The organism is Isoptericola sp. NPDC058082 (genome assembly GCF_042885055.1).
Taxonomy (GTDB): Bacteria; Actinomycetota; Actinomycetes; order Actinomycetales; family Cellulomonadaceae; genus Isoptericola.
Map to the genome: position 1 here is coordinate 119266 of NZ_JBHVSQ010000003.1, position 16454 is coordinate 135719.

Genomic DNA, 16454 nt, shown 5'->3' on the forward strand with positions numbered 1-16454 from the left:
CCGAGGGCCGCCGCCGCGGGTACGGTCGAGGCGTGACGGCCCCCTTCGCGATCCCCGACCTCTCCTACACGCACGCCACCCACGACCGGGCGGCCGAGCGCCGCGCCGACCCGGGGCTGCTCCCGCGCCTGCTGGCCGACCCCACGACGCGCGTCGTGCTGGTGCTGCGCGGCCGCGTCGCCGTCGACGCCGAGGGAGACCTGCTCCTGGTCGGTGCGGCGGAGGCGGACGGCCTCCCGGCCGAGCCCGAGCGGGCCGACCGCCCCGACGCGCACGTGCCCGGGCACCGGTGGCTGTTCCTCGGCGAGGAGGACGGTGCGGGGCTGCTCGCCCTCGTGCTGCCCGACGAGGCCGACGCCGACGCGGTCGGGATCGAGGGCGTCTCCCCGGCCGCGCCCGCGTCGCGGCTGGCGCGCGAGCACGCCTGGGCGGGGCTGCGCGAGGTGGGCGGACGTCGCGGCGACGCGCTCGCCGCGGAGGCCGTGGCCCTCGCCGCGTGGCACGCGTCGCACGAGCGCTGCCCGCGGTGCGGCGAGCCGACCGTCGTCGAGCAGGCGGGCTGGGTGCGGCGGTGCCCGGTGCAGGACGTCGAGGTGTACCCGCGCACCGACCCGGCGGTGATCATGGCGGTGGTCGACGACGAGGACCGGCTGCTGCTGGGGCACGCCGCGCACTGGCCGGAGGGCCGGTACTCCACGCTCGCCGGCTACGTCGAGCCGGGGGAGGGGCTGGAGCAGGCGGTGCGCCGCGAGGTCGTCGAGGAGACGTCGGTCGTGATCGGCGACGCGCCCGGCGACGTCGTCTACCGCGGCAGCCAGCCGTGGCCGTTCCCGGCGTCGCTCATGCTCGGCTTCCGGGCGCGCGCCGTGGCGACGGACGTCGAGGTGGACGGTGCCGAGGTGACAGCGGCGCGCTGGTTCACCCGCGACGAGCTCGCCGCGGGGGTCCGTGCCGGCGAGGTGGGCCTGCCGGGGCGGCCCTCGATCGCCCGTGCCCTCGTGGAGGAGTGGTACGGGGAGGAGCTGCCCGGCTGACCGGTCGGCCGACCGGTCCCGTCAGGCGGTCAGGCGTGCCTTCACGTCGAGCAGCGACGGGTTCGTCGCCGCGGTGCCGTCGGGGAAGACGACGGTCGGGACGGTCTGGTTGCCGCCGTTGACCTGCTCCACGAACGCGGCCGTCCCCGGCTGCTCCTCGATGTCGATCACCGTGTACCCGATGCCCTCGGAGTCGAGCTGGGTGCGCAGCCGCCGGCAGTACCCGCACCACGCGGTCGAGTACATGGTGACGGTGCCCGGGGCGGGGAGTTGCGGCGTGACGACGGTCATCGGGATCCTCCTGTGACGGTGGCTGGGGACGACGGGAGCGGGGTGTCGGCGACGGCTGCGAGAATCGCAGACGATGTCGACCACCACCAACTCCCCGAGCGCCCCGCTTCATCCCGACGCGATCCTCGACGCCCTCGACCCCGAGCAGCGGGACGTGGCGCTGGCCCTCACCGGGCCGGTGTGCGTGCTCGCCGGTGCGGGTACGGGCAAGACGCGGGCGATCACGCACCGCATCGCCTACGGCGTGCGCACCGGCACCTACAAGCCGACGTCGGTGCTCGCGGTGACGTTCACCGCCCGCGCGGCGGGGGAGATGCGCACCCGGCTGCGTGACCTGGGCGTGGTCGGCGTGCAGGCGCGCACGTTCCACGCGGCCGCGCTGCGCCAGCTCGGCTACTTCTGGCCGCGCGTCGTCGGCGGCGCACCGCCGCGGATCCTCGAGCACAAGGCCTCCGCCGTCGCGGAGGCCGCGCGCCGTGTCGGCGTGAGCGTCGACCGGGTCGCCGTGCGCGACCTGTCGTCCGAGGTCGAGTGGGCCAAGGTGTCGCTCGTCACGGCGGAGGACTACGTGAAGGCGGCCCTCGTCGACGACCGGCCCGCGCCCTCGGGCTACGACCACCAGACGGTCGCGCGCCTCATCACCGCGTACGAGGACGTCAAGACCGAGCGCGGCGTCATCGACTTCGAGGACGTCCTGCTCATGCTCGCCGACATGCTCAACTCCCACCGGCAGGTGGCCGACGAGGTCCGCTCGCAGTACCGCCACTTCGTCGTCGACGAGTACCAGGACGTCTCGCCGCTGCAGCAGTTCCTGCTCGACCAGTGGCTGGGCGACCGCAAGGAGCTGTGCGTCGTGGGCGACCCGTCGCAGACCATCTACTCCTTCACGGGCGCGACCCCGCACTACCTGCTCGACTTCACGCGGACCTACTCCGACGCCCAGGTGGTGCGGCTGGTCCGCGACTACCGGTCCACGCCGCAGGTCGTGCACCTCGCGAACCAGGTGCTGCGCCGCGGCCGGGTCCCCGGGGCGCTGGAGCTGGTGGCGCAGCGCCCCGCGGGCCCGCCCGCGAGCTTCACGGCGTACGACGACGACGACGCGGAGGCCTCGGGCATCGCCGCCCGGGCGGGTCGGCTGATCGCGTCGGGCGTGCGGCCCAGCGAGATCGCGGTGCTCTACCGCACCAACGCGCAGTCGGCGGCGTTCGAGTCGGCGCTCGCGGACGCCGGGATCAGCTATCTCGTCCGCGGGGGCGAGCGGTTCTTCCAGCGCAAGGAGGTGCGCGACGCGATCGTCCTGCTGCGCGGCGCGGCGCGGTCCGCCGACCCGGACCAGCCCATGCCCGAGCAGGTGCGCGACGTGCTCGTCACCGCCGGGTGGACCGAGCAGCCGCCTGCCGCCCGGGGCGCCGCCCGCGAGCGGTGGGAGGCGATGCAGGCGCTCGTCGGGCTGGCCGACGACGTCGCGGCCGCGGCGCCCGAGGACGCGCCGGCCACGATGGCGACCCTGGTCGGCGAGCTGGAGGAGCGGGCCTCGGCGCAGCACGCGCCCACGGTCGAGGGCGTCACGCTGGCCTCGCTGCACGCGGCGAAGGGTCTCGAGTGGGACGCCGTCTTCCTCGCGGGGGTGAGCGAGGGCCTCATGCCGATCTCGCTGGCGGAGACGGACGAGGCGGTCGCGGAGGAGCGCCGCCTCCTCTACGTGGGGATCACCCGCGCCCGCGAGCACCTGGAGCTGTCCTTCGCGCGGTCCCGCAACCCGGGCGGCCGGGCCACGCGCAAGCGCACCCGCTTCCTCGACGGGCTGTGGCCGGACGACCCCTCGGACCGGCGGGGCCGCGGACGTGCGGTGCGCGGCCAGGCGCGCCAGCAGCTCACCGGGGAGCACGACGTCGCCCTGTTCGACGCGCTGCGCGAGTGGCGGCTGTCGGTGGCCCGCGAGACGGACAAGCCGGCGTTCACGGTGCTGGGCGACGCCACGCTGGCCGCCATCGCGGAGCTCAAGCCGACGTCCGTGGCGCAGCTCGCGCGCGTGAACGGCGTCGGCCCGGCGAAGATCGACCGTTACGGGCAGACGATCCTCGCCATCGTGGCGGAGCAGGCCGGCTGAGCACGTACGGCAAAACCCGTATTTGTGAGCGGACCTGACGAAGACCCTTGTCGGGCCGACCGCCGGAGTGCCAGATTGTCGAGGTCCGTCCCCGACGAGAGGTGTCCTCCATGGTCCCGCCCGGGCGTTCCCGCCCCACCGCCCCAGCCGGTCGCCGCGCCCGCAGGGCGCCGGCCGCGGGCGCCGGCCTCGTCCTCGCCGTCCTGCTGGCGGCCTGCTCCGCCGGCGGCACCGACCCCGGCGACGGCAACGGCCCGCGCAGCGGCGGACACGGTGAGCACGGCGGATCCCCTGGGGCCGCCGGGGCCGGCGGCCACGCCGCGCACGACCTGCCCGCGGGTTTCACCGAGGCCCTCGAGAGGGTCACGACCGACCGCGGCACGGAGATCCTCGAGGACGGGCTGATCACCAGGGCCGAGGTGCAGGACCTGCAGCAGGTCCAGGTGGACTGCCTCGTCGGCGAGGGGTTCGACGCGAGCCGCGGCGACGGCGGGCTGCAGGTCCGGGCGGTCCCGGACGGTCTGGACGACGCGGGTGTGGCAGCCGCGGTGGAGGGCTGCCTGGGCGACCTGGTGGTCATCGGGCCGCTGGAGGCGGCGGCGTCCTCGGGGGCCTGAACGGGTGCCCGAAAAAACTCGTCGAAGAAATCTCGAAAAAAGATGTGGCGGCCTGGGCGAGGCCGTCTATGCTCGGAGAGTCCCAGACGGAGTGGCGTCTGCCGAGAGGCGGAGGTCCGAGAGCAGTGAGGAGGTGGGTGCACAAGATGGACACGATGACTCAGATCGTGATGGCGACCGCGTCTGCTGGCGCGCCCGGGTACACGTCTGCCCGTGGCGAGCTCGACGCCGTCCGTCCGTTCCGCGCGCGTCAGCACGGAGCAGGCAACGCCGATCTCCACATCGCACCCGACTCCGCCTCCTGGAGACATCCGGTCTAGAACCGGATCCAGGCCGCGGAGTCCCCCCGGGACCCGCGGCCTTCGTCTTTCCGCTCAGGGAAGAAGACCTCACCAGGTCGTTCGAGCCGGACCTCTGACTCCAGAGGTCCACCCGCAGGTCCTGAACACCGACGTTCACATCAATACCCAGGACCTGACGGAGGAACTCGTGCGCCTCGCACAGCTGTTGGACGAGCGGCTGCTCGACACGATCCCCCAGGGCGGAAACGGCCCTTGGACCCCGCATCAACCCCTCACCCAGAGCCCGGCCGAGGTGGCCGAGCTCGACCGCCAGTTCGCGGCGCTGCTGCCGTGCCGTACCAACGACCCGGAGCTCTGGTTCGCCGAGCACACCACCCAGGTCGAGGAGGCCAAGGCGCTGTGCCGCGGCTGCCCGCTGCAGGCCGGCTGCCTCGCCGGTGCCCTCGAGCGGCAGGAGCCCTGGGGCGTCTGGGGTGGTGAGGTCTTCGTCGACGGCAAGGTCGTGGCCCGCAAGCGCGGTCGCGGCCGGCCCCGGAAGTCGGAGACCGTCGCAGCATGACCGCGCAGTGCGCCCGGGCTGCCCGGCGTGCTGAACAGGCAGGACCCACGACAGGCCTCCGGCGAGACCCCGGAGAGCGCGCCCGCATCACGTGCGGCCGGCTCTTCGCCGTCTCGCCGGGGGCCTGTCCTCATGTCGGCAGCCGGGCCGGCAGCCGGGTCGGCAGCCGGACGCACCCGCACGCCGGGTGCGGCGCGACGTCCCGCACGCGCGGCACCGCCTCGGGCAGCGCGACCTCCAGGCGCCGCCCCACGGTCGCGGGCGTCGCGCCGTCGAGCAGCGCGAGCACCTGCCCGGCCGCCAGCGCGGCGGCCGTCGCCGCGAGCATGGTCTCGTGGGCGACGTCGTCGGCCGGGCGGAGCGCGAGGTCCGCCGCGACGAACGGCCACCCCCGGTCCGCGTCGGCGGCGTGACGGTCGCAGCACCCCACGCACGGCGAACGGCCCGGCAGCACGAACGGTCCGACGACGACGTCGGCCTCCCGCACCACCACGGGGAGGTGGGGGACCCCGGCCCCGAGCAGCCGCTCGTAGCGCTCCGCGCGCGCGGCGTGCGCCTCCACCACCACGACGGCGTCCGGCAGGCGTGGCCCACCCGTCTCCGCGACCCCCAGTGCGCTGCCGACCCGGAGCCGCGGGTGGGCGGACGCGAGCCGAGCGGCGGCGGACTGCTCCCGCGGACGACCGACGTCGCCGGGTCCGTGGCCGCCGAGCCCGAGGTCGCCCACCTGGACGGGGTCGCGGTCGTCGAGCACGAGGGCGCCGACGCCGGCACCGGCGAGGAGGCCGGCCAGGGCCGTGCCGGTCCGGCCGAGGCCCCGCACCCCGACGACGCCGGCGTCGCGGCGGGCGAGCGTGGCCGCGCCGGCGCCGTCGGGGCGCAGGGCACCCAGCACGGTGGCGTCCGGCGTCCAGGGCGGCGCGGCGTCGGCGGCCGCGGGCGGCCGGTCCGTGGCGGTGCGGACGAGGAACCCGCCGTCGGCCAGCACGCGCTCGATCTGCTCCTGACGCTCGGGGCTCACGCCCCACTGCCGGGCGCCACGATCCAGGGAGCGGTGCCGTCGTGTCCCGGCGTCGCGCAGCCATCGCGCCTCGTGGTCGTCCAGGCCGGACAGGACGAGGCTCCAGCGGGGGTCCGTGCCGAGCTGGACCTCGCCGTCGCCGTGGTCGAGGACGGGGGTCGCCGGGCGCAGCGTGAGGAGGTGACCCGTCGCGGCGGTCAGGTCGTCGGCGTCTGCCATGCGGCCACCCTGGCACGCGGGTCAGGGACGGTCGGGGCGTCGTCCACAGGTCCCTCGGGCGGATTCCCCGGGCGCCCGGTTCGTGAGTTCTGACACACAAAGTTCACGATTCCCCGGTACCGTCGTGCCGTGGCCCACGACACGATGATGACGTCGGTGGAGGTCCGGCGCAGCCGTCGGCGGACCGCCACGGTCAGCGCGTACCGCGACGGGGAGCGTACCGTCGTGGCCATTCCCGCGCGCTTCTCGCGTGCCCAGGAGCGCGAGTGGGTGGCGAAGATGCTCGCGCGGCTCGAGGACAAGGAGCGGCGTCGGCGCCCGTCCGACGCCCAGCTCGTCGAGCGCGCCAAGGAGCTCTCCGAGCGGTACCTGGACGGTCGTGCCCACCCGACGAGCGTGGCCTGGTCCCCCCACCAGGGCCGGCGCTGGGGGTCGTGCACACTGGTCGACGGCTCGATCCGGATCTCCACGCGCGTGCAGGGGATGCCCGAGTGGGTGCTCGACTACGTGCTGCTGCACGAGCTGGCGCACCTGCTGCACGCAGGGCACGGCCCCGCGTTCTGGCAGCTCCTCGAGGCCTACCCGCGCACGGACCGGGCGCGCGGGTTCCTCGAGGGCGTCTCGTTCGTCCAGGACGACGGCGGAGCGTCGCCCGGCCCGGCCGACGACAAGCCCGCCGGCTGAGCCGGCCGGTGTCGGCGGCGCGGGCCGAGGCGACGGGTCGGACGGGCCGGGTCAGGACGAGGGCGTGTCCCCGTCGCCGGTGCCGTCGTCCTTCCCCGAGCGGTCCGCGGCGTCCAGGATCTGCGCCAGCGCGGCGTCGACGTCGGACTGTTCCTCCGCCTGCTCCTGGCGTCGCGTGAAGTAGCCGGAGGGGTCGTCGAGGTCCGCGGTGCCGGGCAGCAGGTCGGGGTGCTCCCAGACGGCGTCGCGCGCCTGGGGGCCGCCCTCGGCGAGGACGTGCGCGAAGAGTGCGGTGGCGTCGCGGGAGCGCCGCGGACGCAGCTCGAGCCCGACCAGCGTGGCGAAGGTGTGCTCCGCGGGCCCGCCGGCCGCACGGCGGCGCCGGATCATCTCGCGCAGCGGGTAGGTGTGCGGCAGGTGGGGGAGCGCCGCGGTGGCCGCGACCTCGGTGACCCAGCCCTCGACGAGCGCCAGCGCGGTCTCGAGGCGCAGCAGGGTGGCCTCCTGCTCGGGGGTGTGCTGCAGCCCGAAGACGCCGCCGGTCAGGGCGCCGCGCAGCGCCTCGGGGTCGCTGGGGTCGATCTCGCGCACCTGCTGCTCGAGCACGTCCAGGTCGATGGTGATGCCGCGTGCGTACTGCTCGACGAGGCCGTGCAGGTGCGCCGTGAGCCAGGGGACGTGCGTGAACAGCCGGGCGTGCGCGGCCTCGCGCAGCGCGAGGAAGTGGCGCACCTCCTCAAGCGGCGCGTCGAGCCCGTCGGCGAACGCGGTGACGTTGGTCGGCAGCAGCACGGTGGCGGGCTCGGACAGCAGCGGGACGCCGACGTCGGTGGCGCCGAACACCTCCCGCGACAGGGTGCCGGCGGCCTGCCCCACCTGCATGCCGAACACGGCCGACCCGAGGCGGCGCATCATCTGCGCGGGATCGAACCCGCCGCCGAGCTCGCCGCCCAGGGCGCCGGCAGGCAGCCCCGCGAGACCCGGCACGCCCAGCGCGTCGGTGTCGCCGAGGTCCCCGGGGAGCTGGTCGCGCAGCACGGTGGCGAGGGCGTCGGCGACGGACGTCGCGACCGGCGCCACCAGGCGGTGCCAGGCGGGCAGCGTGGCCTCCACCCACTCCGACCGGCTCCACGCGTGCGCGCGGCCGCCGGCGGGCGGCAGGTCGGTCACCGCGTCGAGCCACAGCTCCGCGACCCCGAGCGCGTCGGTCGCGGCCTTCGCCTGGCCACCCGTGAGCGACGGGTCGCCCTCGGCGACGGCGACCTGCCGGGCGATGTCGTGGGCGACGTCGGTGTTCACCGGGCCGTCCCCGGACGCGGACAGGAGCCGCTGTACCTGGGCCAGGACGTGCTGCATGGTCGCCGGGTCGGGCGTGCCGGCGCCGGGCATGCCCGCGAGCGCGGCCGGGTCGATGCCCTGCGCGCGCATCTGGGCGAGGACCTCGTCGGTGCGGTCCCCGAAGAAGCCCTCCAGCATCGAGCGCAGCATGCGCTCGCGCTCCTCGGCACCCTCGGGGTCGTCGGGAAGGTTGCTCATGCGCGGGGCTCCTCGGCTGTGCGGTGGAGGGACGTCGGACGACGGCGGCCGTCTTCCGACTGGTTCACCGTAACCACCGACGACGTCCGGCCGGGCCGTGGAGTTCCGGCGGTTCGCTCTGGGCGCAGATCTCCCGGAGACCCTGAGGGGCGGGCCGGTGACCGGGCTGGTGACCGAGCTGGTGAGCGGGCGCCACGTCCAGGAACGTCGGCGATGATGTGCCGGTGACCTTCGACCGCGACATCCTCGCGCCCGACGACCCGTCGTCGCCCGACGAGGACACGCTCCCCGCCTCGCGCGCGTCGCGACGCAGCGTGACGCTCGGCGTCTCCCTGCTGGTGACGGCGCTCCTCGCCGCCGTCCTCCTGGTGCTCCCGACGCCCTACGCGATCCGTGCGCCGGGGCCGACCGAGGACACGCTCGGGCTGCAGGGCGCGGACGTGCAGGGCGGCGCGGGCGAGACGTCGAGCGGGGGCAAGAGCGCCACCGCGAAGCCGGTCGTGGAGATCGAGGGCGCGAAGACCTACGACGTCACGGGCGAGCTGCGTCTCACCACCGTGTCGGTGTACGGCGGGCCGGGCGGCGACGTCCTGCTGGGGGACGTGCTCTGGGGCTGGGGATCGCGCGAGCGCTCGGTGCAGCCGGTCGAGGCGATCTTCCCGCAGCAGACCACGCGGGAGCAGCAGCAGGAGGTCGGTCAGGCGCAGATGGCGGGGTCGGAGTCGGCCGCGACCGTGGCGGCGCTGACGGAGCTGGGGTACGAGGTGCCCGCGACGCTCACGGTGGCCGGCACGGTGCCCGACTCCGGCGCCGACGGCGTCGTCGAGCCGGGGGACGTGGTGCGCAGCATCGACGGGCAGGAGGTCACGACGCACCAGGACCTGCTCGCCGCCCTCGACGACGTGCCGGCGGGCGACGACGTGACGCTGGGCGTCGAGCGCGACGGCGAGGCGGAGGACCTCACGGTGACGACGTCGGAGGGGGACGGGCGCGCGGCGCTCGGCGTGCTCCTCGACCCGACGTACGACTATCCGGTCGACGTGACCATCCGGCCGGGCGACATCGGCGGGCCGAGCGCCGGCACGATGTTCGCGCTGGCGATCATCACGAAGATGACGCCCGACGACGAGCTGGACGGCGCCCACGTGGCGGGCACGGGCACGATGAGCGTCGACGGTCTCGTCGGGCCGATCGGCGGCATCCAGCAGAAGCTCTTCGGCGCGGTCGACGCCGGTGCGGACTGGTTCCTCGCCCCGGCGGGCAACTGCGACGAGGTCGTCGGGCACGTCCCGGACGGGCTGCAGGTGGTCCGGGTGGCCACCCTCGAGGACGCGCGGACGGCGATCGAGGCGATCGGCGCGGGGGAGGGCGCGGGCCTGCCGACGTGCTCGTGACCGGCCTGTGAAGGGCCGGTCGCCCACCCGCGGGCGAAGCGTGGGAACCTGAGGGATGACAGGGACGTTCCACACCAGAACGTCCGTCCGTCCCGAGCACGAGTGAGGTGCCCGCACCGTGTCCTTCGCTGCCCCACCCCGTCGACGACCAGGCGGCCCGCCCGCCAAGCGTCGCCGCAGCCCTCTGGCGATCACGCTGGTCGTGATCGCCGCGGTCGTCGTCGCGCTGCTGCTCCTCGCGCAGTTCTGGACCGAGATCATGTGGTTCGACGCGCTCGGCTTCGGCAACGTGATCTGGACGGAGTGGATCACCCGCGGCATCCTCTTCGTCGTCGGCTTCCTCGTGATGGCGGCCGCCGTCTTCTCGTCGTTCGCCGTCGCGTACCGGGTGCGCCCCGTCTACGCGCCGTCGACGCCCGAGCAGGCGACCCTGGACCAGTACCGGGAGGCCATCGAGCCCCTGCGTCGCGTCGTCACCATCGCCGGACCGGTCGTCGTCGGGTTCTTCGCCGGTGTCGCGGCGTCCGCGCAGTGGCGCAGCGTGCTCCTGGCGATCAACCCCTCCTCGTTCGGCGAGAAGGACCCCCAGTTCGGGATCGACCTCGGGTTCTACGTCTTCTCGCTGCCCGCGCTGCGGTTCGCGGTGAGCTTCCTCATGGCGGTCGTGATCATCGCCGGCATCGCCGCGCTGGTGACGCACTACCTGTACGGCGGGCTGCGTCTCGGGCCCGTGCCGGCGGGGACCCCGCGCACCACCCGCGCGTCCCGCGTGCACCTCGCCGTGCTGGGCTCCACGCTCATGCTGGTGATCGGTGCGAACTACTGGCTCGACCGGTACTCGCTGCTGACGGCGACGAACGGCGGCAGCACGGCGGCCACCTACAACGGGGCGTCCTACTCGGACGTGCACGCCGTCATCCCGTCGAAGGAGATCCTCACGGGTGTCGCGGTGCTCGTGGCGCTGCTGTTCGTCGTGGCGGCGGTCCGCGGCACGTGGCGTCTGCCGGCCATCGGCGTCGGCCTCATGGTCGTGTCGGCGATCGCGATCGGCGGCATCTACCCGGCCGTCGTGCAGCGCTTCCAGGTGAACCCCAACGCCCAGGAGCTCGAGGCCGACTACATCCAGCGCAACATCGACGCCACGCACGCGGCGTACGGGCTGGACGACATCGAGACCCAGCCCTACGACGCCACCACGGAGGCGGAGCAGGGCGCGCTGCGCGAGGACGCGGACACCACCGCGTCGGTGCGCCTGCTCGACCCGCAGATCGTCAGCCCGTCGTTCCGCCAGCTGCAGCAGAACAAGCAGTACTACAACTTCGCCGACAACCTGTCGGTGGACCGGTACGACATCGACGGCGAGTCCCGCGACACCGTGATCGCGGTGCGCGAGCTCAACCTCGACGGCCTGGGCGACGGCCAGCGCAACTGGGTGAACGACCACACGGTGTTCACCCACGGGTACGGCGTCGTCGCCGCGTACGGCAACCAGCCCGGACCGGACGGCCAGCCGGCCTTCTACGAGGGCGGCATCCCCACGCAGGGCGCGCTCACCGACAAGGGGTACGAGCCCCGCATCTACTTCAGCCCGTCCACGTCGGAGTACTCCATCGTGGGCGCGCCGGAGGACGCGACGCCGTGGGAGCTCGACTACCAGGCCGACGACGAGGAAGGCGGCCAGCAGGTCAACACCACCTTCCCCACCGAGGACGTGACCGCGGGCCCGTCGGTCGGCTCGTTCGGCAGCAAGCTCCTGTACGCGCTGAAGTTCGGCTCCCAGGAGATGCTCTTCTCCGAGCGGGTGAACGACGAGTCGCAGATCCTCTACGACCGCGACCCGATGACCCGCGTGCAGAAGGTCGCCCCGTGGCTGACCCTCGACCAGGGCATGTACCCGGCCGTCGTCGACGGGCGCGTCAAGTGGATCGTCGACGGGTACACCACGTCCGACGCGTACCCGTACTCGACCAGCCGTCCGATGCAGGAGGCGACGGCGGACTCTCTGACGCTCGCCGCCCAGGGCGTGCCGGTGGAGATGCCGCCGGAGGTCAACTACATCCGCAACTCGGTGAAGGCGACCGTCGACGCCTACGACGGCTCGGTGGACCTGTACGCCTGGGACACCGAGGACCCCGTCCTGAAAGCCTGGTCCGACGTGTTCCCGACGTCCGTCAAGCCGATGTCGGAGATCTCCGGCGACCTGATGAGCCACATCCGCTACCCCGAGGACATGTTCAAGGTCCAGCGCACGCTGCTGACGCAGTACCACGTCGAGGACGCGGGGCAGTTCTTCTCCGGCCAGGACTTCTGGGCGAACCCGGCGGACCCGGTGGCCAGCGGCGGCGCGAACGGCGCGAACGCCGCGAAGCAGCCCCCGTACTACATGTCGCTGCAGATGCCGGGGCAGCAGAGCTCGGCGTTCTCGTTGACCAGCACGTTCATCCCGGGCGGTAACACCGACCGCGAGATCCTCACGGGGTACCTGGCCGCCGACGGCAACGCCGGGTCGACCGCGGGCGAGGTGGCGGAAGGCTACGGGAAGCTACGGATGCTGGAGCTGCCCCGTGACTCGACGGTGCCCGGCCCGGGTCAGGTGCAGAACAACTTCGACTCGAACCCGACGATCTCCGAGCAGCTGAACATCCTGGAGCGCGGCTCCTCGAACGTCGTGCGGGGCAACCAGCTGACGCTGCCCGTCGGTGGTGGCCTGCTCTACGTGCAGCCGGTGTACATCCAGTCCGCCGGGGGCACGGCGTACCCGCTGCTGCGCCGCGTGCTCGTCGCGTTCGGCGACCAGACCGGGTACGCGGAGACGCTCGACGAGGCCCTGGACCAGGTGTTCGGCGGCGACTCGGGCGCGACGGCCGGCGACGCCGACGGCGAGGTCGAGTCCGAGGTGCCCACCGCGCCGGTCGACGGCGGCGACGGGGCCACGGAGCCGAGCACGGAGCCGAGCACGGAACCGAGCACGGAACCGAGCGGTGGCACCACGCCGTCGGGCGACGCGCAGTCGCGACTGAACGCCGCCCTTCAGGAGGCGAACGACGCGATGACCGCCAGCGACGAGGCGCTGAAGGCCGGCGACTTCACCGCGTACGGCGAGGCGCAGGACCGCCTGCAGCAGGCGATCGAGGACGCCGTCGCGGCGGAGAAGGAGATCGAGTCCGCCGGCTGACCGGCGGGTGGTGCGAGGCGCGGGGTCGTCGGTCCGTCGGGACCGGCGGCCCCGCCGTCGTCGGACGGGCGTCGTCGCAGGCCGGAGGCGGTCGCGGGTGTGACCTCGGTCCCATTCGCCCGATGCGATTTGATTCGTGCCCGGTGACGCCGTAATGTTCAGGGAGTCGACGCGGGGTGGAGCAGCTCGGTAGCTCGCTGGGCTCATAACCCAGAGGTCGCAGGTTCAAATCCTGCCCCCGCTACCACGGGATGTCGTCGACATCCACGAAGGCCCCGACCGGGTTCCGGTCGGGGCCTTCGTCATGTCCGGGCCACGCCCCCGGCACCACGCCCCCCGGTTCGTCGCCCTCGGGATGCGACCGAGCGAGGTCGTGGCCACGGTGGAGTCGCCGCGTGGAGACGACGCGCGGCGCCATGACCCGACGGACGGGCGTGATCGGGAGGAGCCGCAGGATGCCGCGACGAGACGCAGGGCCGAGCGTCAAGGACAAGGAGCTCTACGAGGAGCTGCGCGACGAGGGCAACAGCAAGGAGAAGTCGGCGCGGATCGCGAACGCCGCCGCGGCGCGCGGCCGGAAGAAGGTCGGTGCCAAGGGCGGGAAGTCCGGATCCTACGACGACTGGACGGTCACCGACCTGCGCAAGCGGGCGGCGGAGATCGGCATCGAGGGACGGTCGTCGATGCGCAAGGCGGAGCTCGTCGAGGCGCTGCGCTCGCACTGACCGCGCCGTGCCAGGGGCCCGTGCCGGGCGCATGATGGAAGGAGCCACCGCCGGGACGGCGGGCACCCGACGACGACGCGAGGAGGCGGCGATGAGAGCGACGGTGGGCGACCGGATCGTGGTGGCGTCCGGGGTGGTCGGCGGGGCGGTGCGCGACGGCGTCGTCGTCGGCTGCCCGCACGAGGACGGCTCGCCGCCCTATCAGGTGCGCTGGTCGGACACGGGCGAGGAGACGCTGGTCTTCCCCGGCGCCGACACCCTGGTGCAGCACGACGGCGGCGGGACGGAGCCGGCGCCGCCGCGGCGGTCGCCCGCGCGGGCGCTCACCTGGGACGTGCGGGTCTCGCTCGTGGAGTCGGCCGGGAGCACGACGGCGGAGGCGATGCTGACGCCGGGCCCGGACGTCGGCTCGTTGCGCGGCGTCGGGCACGCGCGCAAGGACCCGGGCGACCTGCAGGTCCCGGTCATCGGGGACGAGGTCGCCGCGGCGCGGGCCCTGCGACGGCTCGCGGACGCGTTGCTCGAGCAGGCGGAGCAGGACATCTCCGCGCAGACGGGGCACCAGGCGCACGTGCACCCGTGACCGCCCGGCCCGGGTCGGTCAGGCGAGCTGCGCGCGACGGTGGCGCAGGTGGTCGCGCTCGGCGCCGTGCCCGCACAGGGCCAGCGCCGCGTCGTAGGCCCGGCGGGCGCCGTCCGCGTCGCCCGCGCGGCGCAGGAGCTCCGCCCGCAGGGCGGGCAGCCGGTGCCCGGGCAGCGCCACCCCCGTGAGGGCGTCGAGGCCGGCGTGCGGCCCGGAGACCTCCGCCACGGCGACCGCGCGGTTGAGTCGCACGACCGGGGTGTCGGTCAGCGTCAGGAGCTCGTCGTAGCGGGCGAGGATGCGGTCCCAGGCGGTCGCGTCCGGGGTGCGGGCGATCGCGTGCTCGGCGGCCACGAGGGCCTGGAGCAGGTACGGCGTCGGGGGAGCGGTGGCGAGGGGCGTGAGCAGGTCGAGAGCCTCGGCGATCTCGCCCTGGTGCCACCGGGAGCGGTCCTGGTCCGGCAGCAGCACCAGGGCTCCGTCGCGCACCCGGGCGTCGCGGCGCGAGTGCTGGAGCAGCACGAGCGCGAGGAGGGCGTCGAGCTCGCGTGCCGCCACGCCGTCGTCTCCGGCGCCGTCGTCTCCGGCGCCGTCGTCCTGCGCGCCCCGCCCGCCCGCGGCGCTGCCCGGCGCGGGGAGGACGTCGCGCAGCACGCGGACGAGCCGCACCGCCTCGCCGGCGAGCTCGCCCCGCACGACGTCGTCCCCGCTGGTGGGCGCGTAGCCCGCGGTGAACGCGAGGTACGCGACGTCGGCCGCGACGCCGAGGCGGTCGGTGAGCTCCCGAGCGGACGGCAGCGCGAACCGCTCGCCCGCGAGCCTCTTGCGCGCCCGGGTCAGGCGTGCCGCCATCGTCGGCGTCGACTGGAGGAACAGGCGGGCGACGTCGGCGGTGGGCACGCCCAGCACCAGGCGCAGCGAGAGCGCCGCGGCCGCCTCGCGCGACAGCCGCGGGTGGGCGCACAGGAGCACCAGGCGCAGCCGCTCGTCGGTCAGGGGCTCGCCCGCGTCCGCCATCACCCGCTGCGCGCGGGTGGCCAGGTCGGCCTCCACCTCCAGCAGCGGCATCGATCGCGCCAGCACCCGTTCGGACCGGAGCCGGTCGAGCACCCGGCGCCGGGCGGCGGTGAGGAGCCAGGCGGGGCCGTTCGCCGGCACGCCGTCGCGCGGCCAGGTACGGGCCGCCGCCTCGAATGCGTCCGCGAGCCCGTCCTCCGCCAGGTCGAGGCGACGGAACCGCGCGACGAGCAGGGCCAGCAGCCGGCCCCACTCGTCGCGCATCAGGTCCTCGAGGGCTGCCACGGGCGTCCTTCCGGGGCCGGTCTACCCGGCCACGGCCGGCCGCAGCTCGACCGTGAGCTCGTCCGGGAGCAGCCGCGCGAGCTCGACGGCGGTGTCCAGGTCGGGCACGTCGACGACGTAGAAGCCGCCGAGCTGCTCGGCCGCCTCGGCGAAGGGGCCGTCGGTGACGGCGCGGTCGCCGCCCGCGCCCGGCCCGAGCGTGCGGGCGGCGGCGGGGTGGCCGAGGCCCTCGCCCGCGACGACCGCGCCCCGCTCGGCGACCGCGGAGTCGAACGCCTCCAACCGGGCGTAGAAGCGCTCGCGGTGCGCGTCGTCGGCGGCGCCCCAGATCTCGTAGTGGTCCGGTTGCGTGAGCAGGACGACGACCTTCATGCGCTGCCCTCCTCGTGGTCCACGGCGGCGCGCACCTCGACGACGCCGTCGGCGTCGCCGGACGACCCGGCGAGCGTCGCGCTGATCTGGAGCAGGTCGTCGAGGTCGTCCGACTCGACCAGGTAGAACCCGGACAGCTGCTCCGCCGTCTCGGCGAACGGCCCGTCGGTGACGACGACCCGCCCCGCGGCGTCGCGGCGCACCTGCTTGGTGGTGCGGGAGTGCGTGAGCTCGGCACCTCCGGTGACGCGGTGCCCGCGCTCGGCCAGCAGCCTGGCGAACTCCTCGTGCCTCGCGTAGACGGCGGCGCGCTCCTCGGCGCTCGCCCGTTCCCAGACGTCCTCGACGCCGGGCAGCAGTACGACGTACGTGGTCATGGTTTCATCGTCCTTCCTCGTGGCGGGTCGTACACCTGCTCGTGCACCTGGATGACGCGCGAGGACCGTGCAGTTCGACAACCCGGGGAAGATCGACAACCGCGACGAGGTTGCCCTGTGACGACCGCCATGCCGCACGGACCCGTGGTCGGC

General features: G+C 74.4%; 15 protein-coding genes and 1 tRNA gene. 10 read left to right on the forward strand and 6 right to left on the reverse strand.

Going from position 1 to position 16454, the window contains the following annotated elements; genetic code table 11:
• Positions 1-32 precede the first annotated feature (32 nt).
• The gene (nudC, locus tag ACFVS0_RS05515) at positions 33-1034 is read left to right on the forward strand and encodes an NAD(+) diphosphatase (protein ID WP_430587387.1); all 1002 of its coding nucleotides are present in this window, start codon (positions 33-35) and stop codon (positions 1032-1034) included.
• Between the two features lie 21 nt (positions 1035-1055).
• On the opposite strand, the gene ACFVS0_RS05520 is transcribed toward nudC, so the two are convergent.
• Positions 1056-1325 (reverse strand): mycoredoxin, encoded by a 270-nt coding sequence (locus tag ACFVS0_RS05520; RefSeq protein ID WP_430549555.1) that lies wholly within the window; start codon positions 1323-1325, stop codon positions 1056-1058.
• A gap of 73 nt (positions 1326-1398) precedes the next feature.
• Here ACFVS0_RS05520 and ACFVS0_RS05525 point away from each other — a divergent pair, with 73 nt between their 5' ends.
• From ACFVS0_RS05525 to ACFVS0_RS05535, 3 genes are all read left to right on the forward strand, one after another.
• Entirely contained in the window at positions 1399-3435 is a 2037-nt protein-coding gene (locus tag ACFVS0_RS05525; protein ID WP_430563881.1) for an ATP-dependent DNA helicase UvrD2, read from the forward strand.
• A gap of 110 nt (positions 3436-3545) precedes the next feature.
• Positions 3546-4052: a hypothetical protein gene (locus tag ACFVS0_RS05530; RefSeq protein WP_430587388.1), complete on the forward strand. Its 507-nt coding sequence runs from the start codon at positions 3546-3548 to the stop codon at positions 4050-4052.
• Positions 4053-4541: 489 nt separating this feature from the next.
• Complete coding sequence (locus ACFVS0_RS05535) at positions 4542-4913, forward strand: WhiB family transcriptional regulator (protein WP_429762635.1); 372 nt, start codon at positions 4542-4544, stop codon at positions 4911-4913.
• A 130-nt stretch (positions 4914-5043) separates the two neighbouring features.
• Here ACFVS0_RS05535 and ACFVS0_RS05540 read toward each other — a convergent pair whose 3' ends face one another.
• Entirely contained in the window at positions 5044-6153 is a 1110-nt protein-coding gene (locus ACFVS0_RS05540; RefSeq protein WP_430587389.1) for a ThiF family adenylyltransferase, read from the reverse strand.
• 144 nt (positions 6154-6297) lie between these two features.
• Between ACFVS0_RS05540 and ACFVS0_RS05545 the strand changes: the two genes are divergently transcribed.
• Positions 6298-6837 (forward strand): SprT-like domain-containing protein, encoded by a 540-nt coding sequence (locus tag ACFVS0_RS05545; protein WP_430549937.1) that lies wholly within the window; start codon positions 6298-6300, stop codon positions 6835-6837.
• A gap of 51 nt (positions 6838-6888) precedes the next feature.
• Here the strand turns inward: ACFVS0_RS05545 and ACFVS0_RS05550 are convergent, their stop codons facing one another.
• Entirely contained in the window at positions 6889-8373 is a 1485-nt protein-coding gene (locus ACFVS0_RS05550) for a zinc-dependent metalloprotease (protein ID WP_430586644.1), read from the reverse strand.
• A gap of 224 nt (positions 8374-8597) precedes the next feature.
• On the opposite strand from ACFVS0_RS05550, the gene ACFVS0_RS05555 reads away from it, so the two are divergent.
• The 5 genes from ACFVS0_RS05555 to ACFVS0_RS05575 all read left to right on the forward strand — a co-directional run bounded on the left by ACFVS0_RS05555 (position 8598) and on the right by ACFVS0_RS05575 (position 14250).
• Entirely contained in the window at positions 8598-9767 is a 1170-nt protein-coding gene (locus ACFVS0_RS05555) for a PDZ domain-containing protein (protein ID WP_430563884.1), read from the forward strand.
• Between the two features lie 118 nt (positions 9768-9885).
• Positions 9886-12942, forward strand: a complete 3057-nt coding sequence (locus tag ACFVS0_RS05560) for a UPF0182 family protein (protein WP_430587390.1) — start codon at positions 9886-9888, stop codon at positions 12940-12942.
• 170 nt (positions 12943-13112) lie between these two features.
• Positions 13113-13189: transfer RNA gene (locus ACFVS0_RS05565), tRNA-Met, on the forward strand.
• Between the two features lie 208 nt (positions 13190-13397).
• Entirely contained in the window at positions 13398-13667 is a 270-nt protein-coding gene (locus ACFVS0_RS05570) for a Rho termination factor N-terminal domain-containing protein (protein WP_430549562.1), read from the forward strand.
• Between the two features lie 91 nt (positions 13668-13758).
• Positions 13759-14250 carry a dsRBD fold-containing protein gene (locus tag ACFVS0_RS05575; protein ID WP_430549563.1) on the forward strand — a complete coding sequence of 164 codons (492 nt, stop codon included), beginning with the start codon at positions 13759-13761 and terminating at the stop codon, positions 14248-14250.
• An 18-nt stretch (positions 14251-14268) separates the two neighbouring features.
• Here the strand turns inward: ACFVS0_RS05575 and ACFVS0_RS05580 are convergent, their stop codons facing one another.
• The 3 genes from ACFVS0_RS05580 to ACFVS0_RS05590 are packed head-to-tail and all read right to left on the reverse strand — an operon-like array spanning position 14269 to position 16301.
• The gene (locus ACFVS0_RS05580) at positions 14269-15552 is read right to left on the reverse strand and encodes an RNA polymerase sigma factor (RefSeq protein ID WP_430587391.1); all 1284 of its coding nucleotides are present in this window, start codon (positions 15550-15552) and stop codon (positions 14269-14271) included.
• A gap of 21 nt (positions 15553-15573) precedes the next feature.
• Complete coding sequence (locus ACFVS0_RS05585; RefSeq protein WP_430587392.1) at positions 15574-15924, reverse strand: YciI family protein; 351 nt, start codon at positions 15922-15924, stop codon at positions 15574-15576.
• Positions 15921-16301, reverse strand: coding sequence for a YciI family protein (locus tag ACFVS0_RS05590; protein WP_430549566.1), 381 nt, complete (start codon positions 16299-16301; stop codon positions 15921-15923). The genes ACFVS0_RS05585 and ACFVS0_RS05590 overlap by 4 nt, the downstream gene beginning before the upstream one ends.
• Positions 16302-16454 lie beyond the last annotated feature (153 nt).

What these genes read in the sequence shown, in the direction of transcription:
- ACFVS0_RS05530 (WP_430587388.1), top strand. Translation starts at nt 3,546, where the DNA reads ATGGTCCCGCCCGGGCGTTCCCGCCCCACCGCCCCAGCCGGTCGCCGC.
- ACFVS0_RS05520 (WP_430549555.1), bottom strand. Translation starts at nt 1,325, where the DNA reads ATGACCGTCGTCACGCCGCAACTCCCCGCCCCGGGCACCGTCACCATG.
- ACFVS0_RS05550 (WP_430586644.1), bottom strand. Translation starts at nt 8,373, where the DNA reads ATGAGCAACCTTCCCGACGACCCCGAGGGTGCCGAGGAGCGCGAGCGC.
- ACFVS0_RS05540 (WP_430587389.1), bottom strand. Translation starts at nt 6,153, where the DNA reads ATGGCAGACGCCGACGACCTGACCGCCGCGACGGGTCACCTCCTCACG.
- ACFVS0_RS05525 (WP_430563881.1), top strand. Translation starts at nt 1,399, where the DNA reads ATGTCGACCACCACCAACTCCCCGAGCGCCCCGCTTCATCCCGACGCG.
- ACFVS0_RS05570 (WP_430549562.1), top strand. Translation starts at nt 13,398, where the DNA reads ATGCCGCGACGAGACGCAGGGCCGAGCGTCAAGGACAAGGAGCTCTAC.
- ACFVS0_RS05545 (WP_430549937.1), top strand. Translation starts at nt 6,298, where the DNA reads ATGATGACGTCGGTGGAGGTCCGGCGCAGCCGTCGGCGGACCGCCACG.
- ACFVS0_RS05590 (WP_430549566.1), bottom strand. Translation starts at nt 16,301, where the DNA reads ATGACCACGTACGTCGTACTGCTGCCCGGCGTCGAGGACGTCTGGGAA.
- ACFVS0_RS05585 (WP_430587392.1), bottom strand. Translation starts at nt 15,924, where the DNA reads ATGAAGGTCGTCGTCCTGCTCACGCAACCGGACCACTACGAGATCTGG.
- ACFVS0_RS05575 (WP_430549563.1), top strand. Translation starts at nt 13,759, where the DNA reads ATGAGAGCGACGGTGGGCGACCGGATCGTGGTGGCGTCCGGGGTGGTC.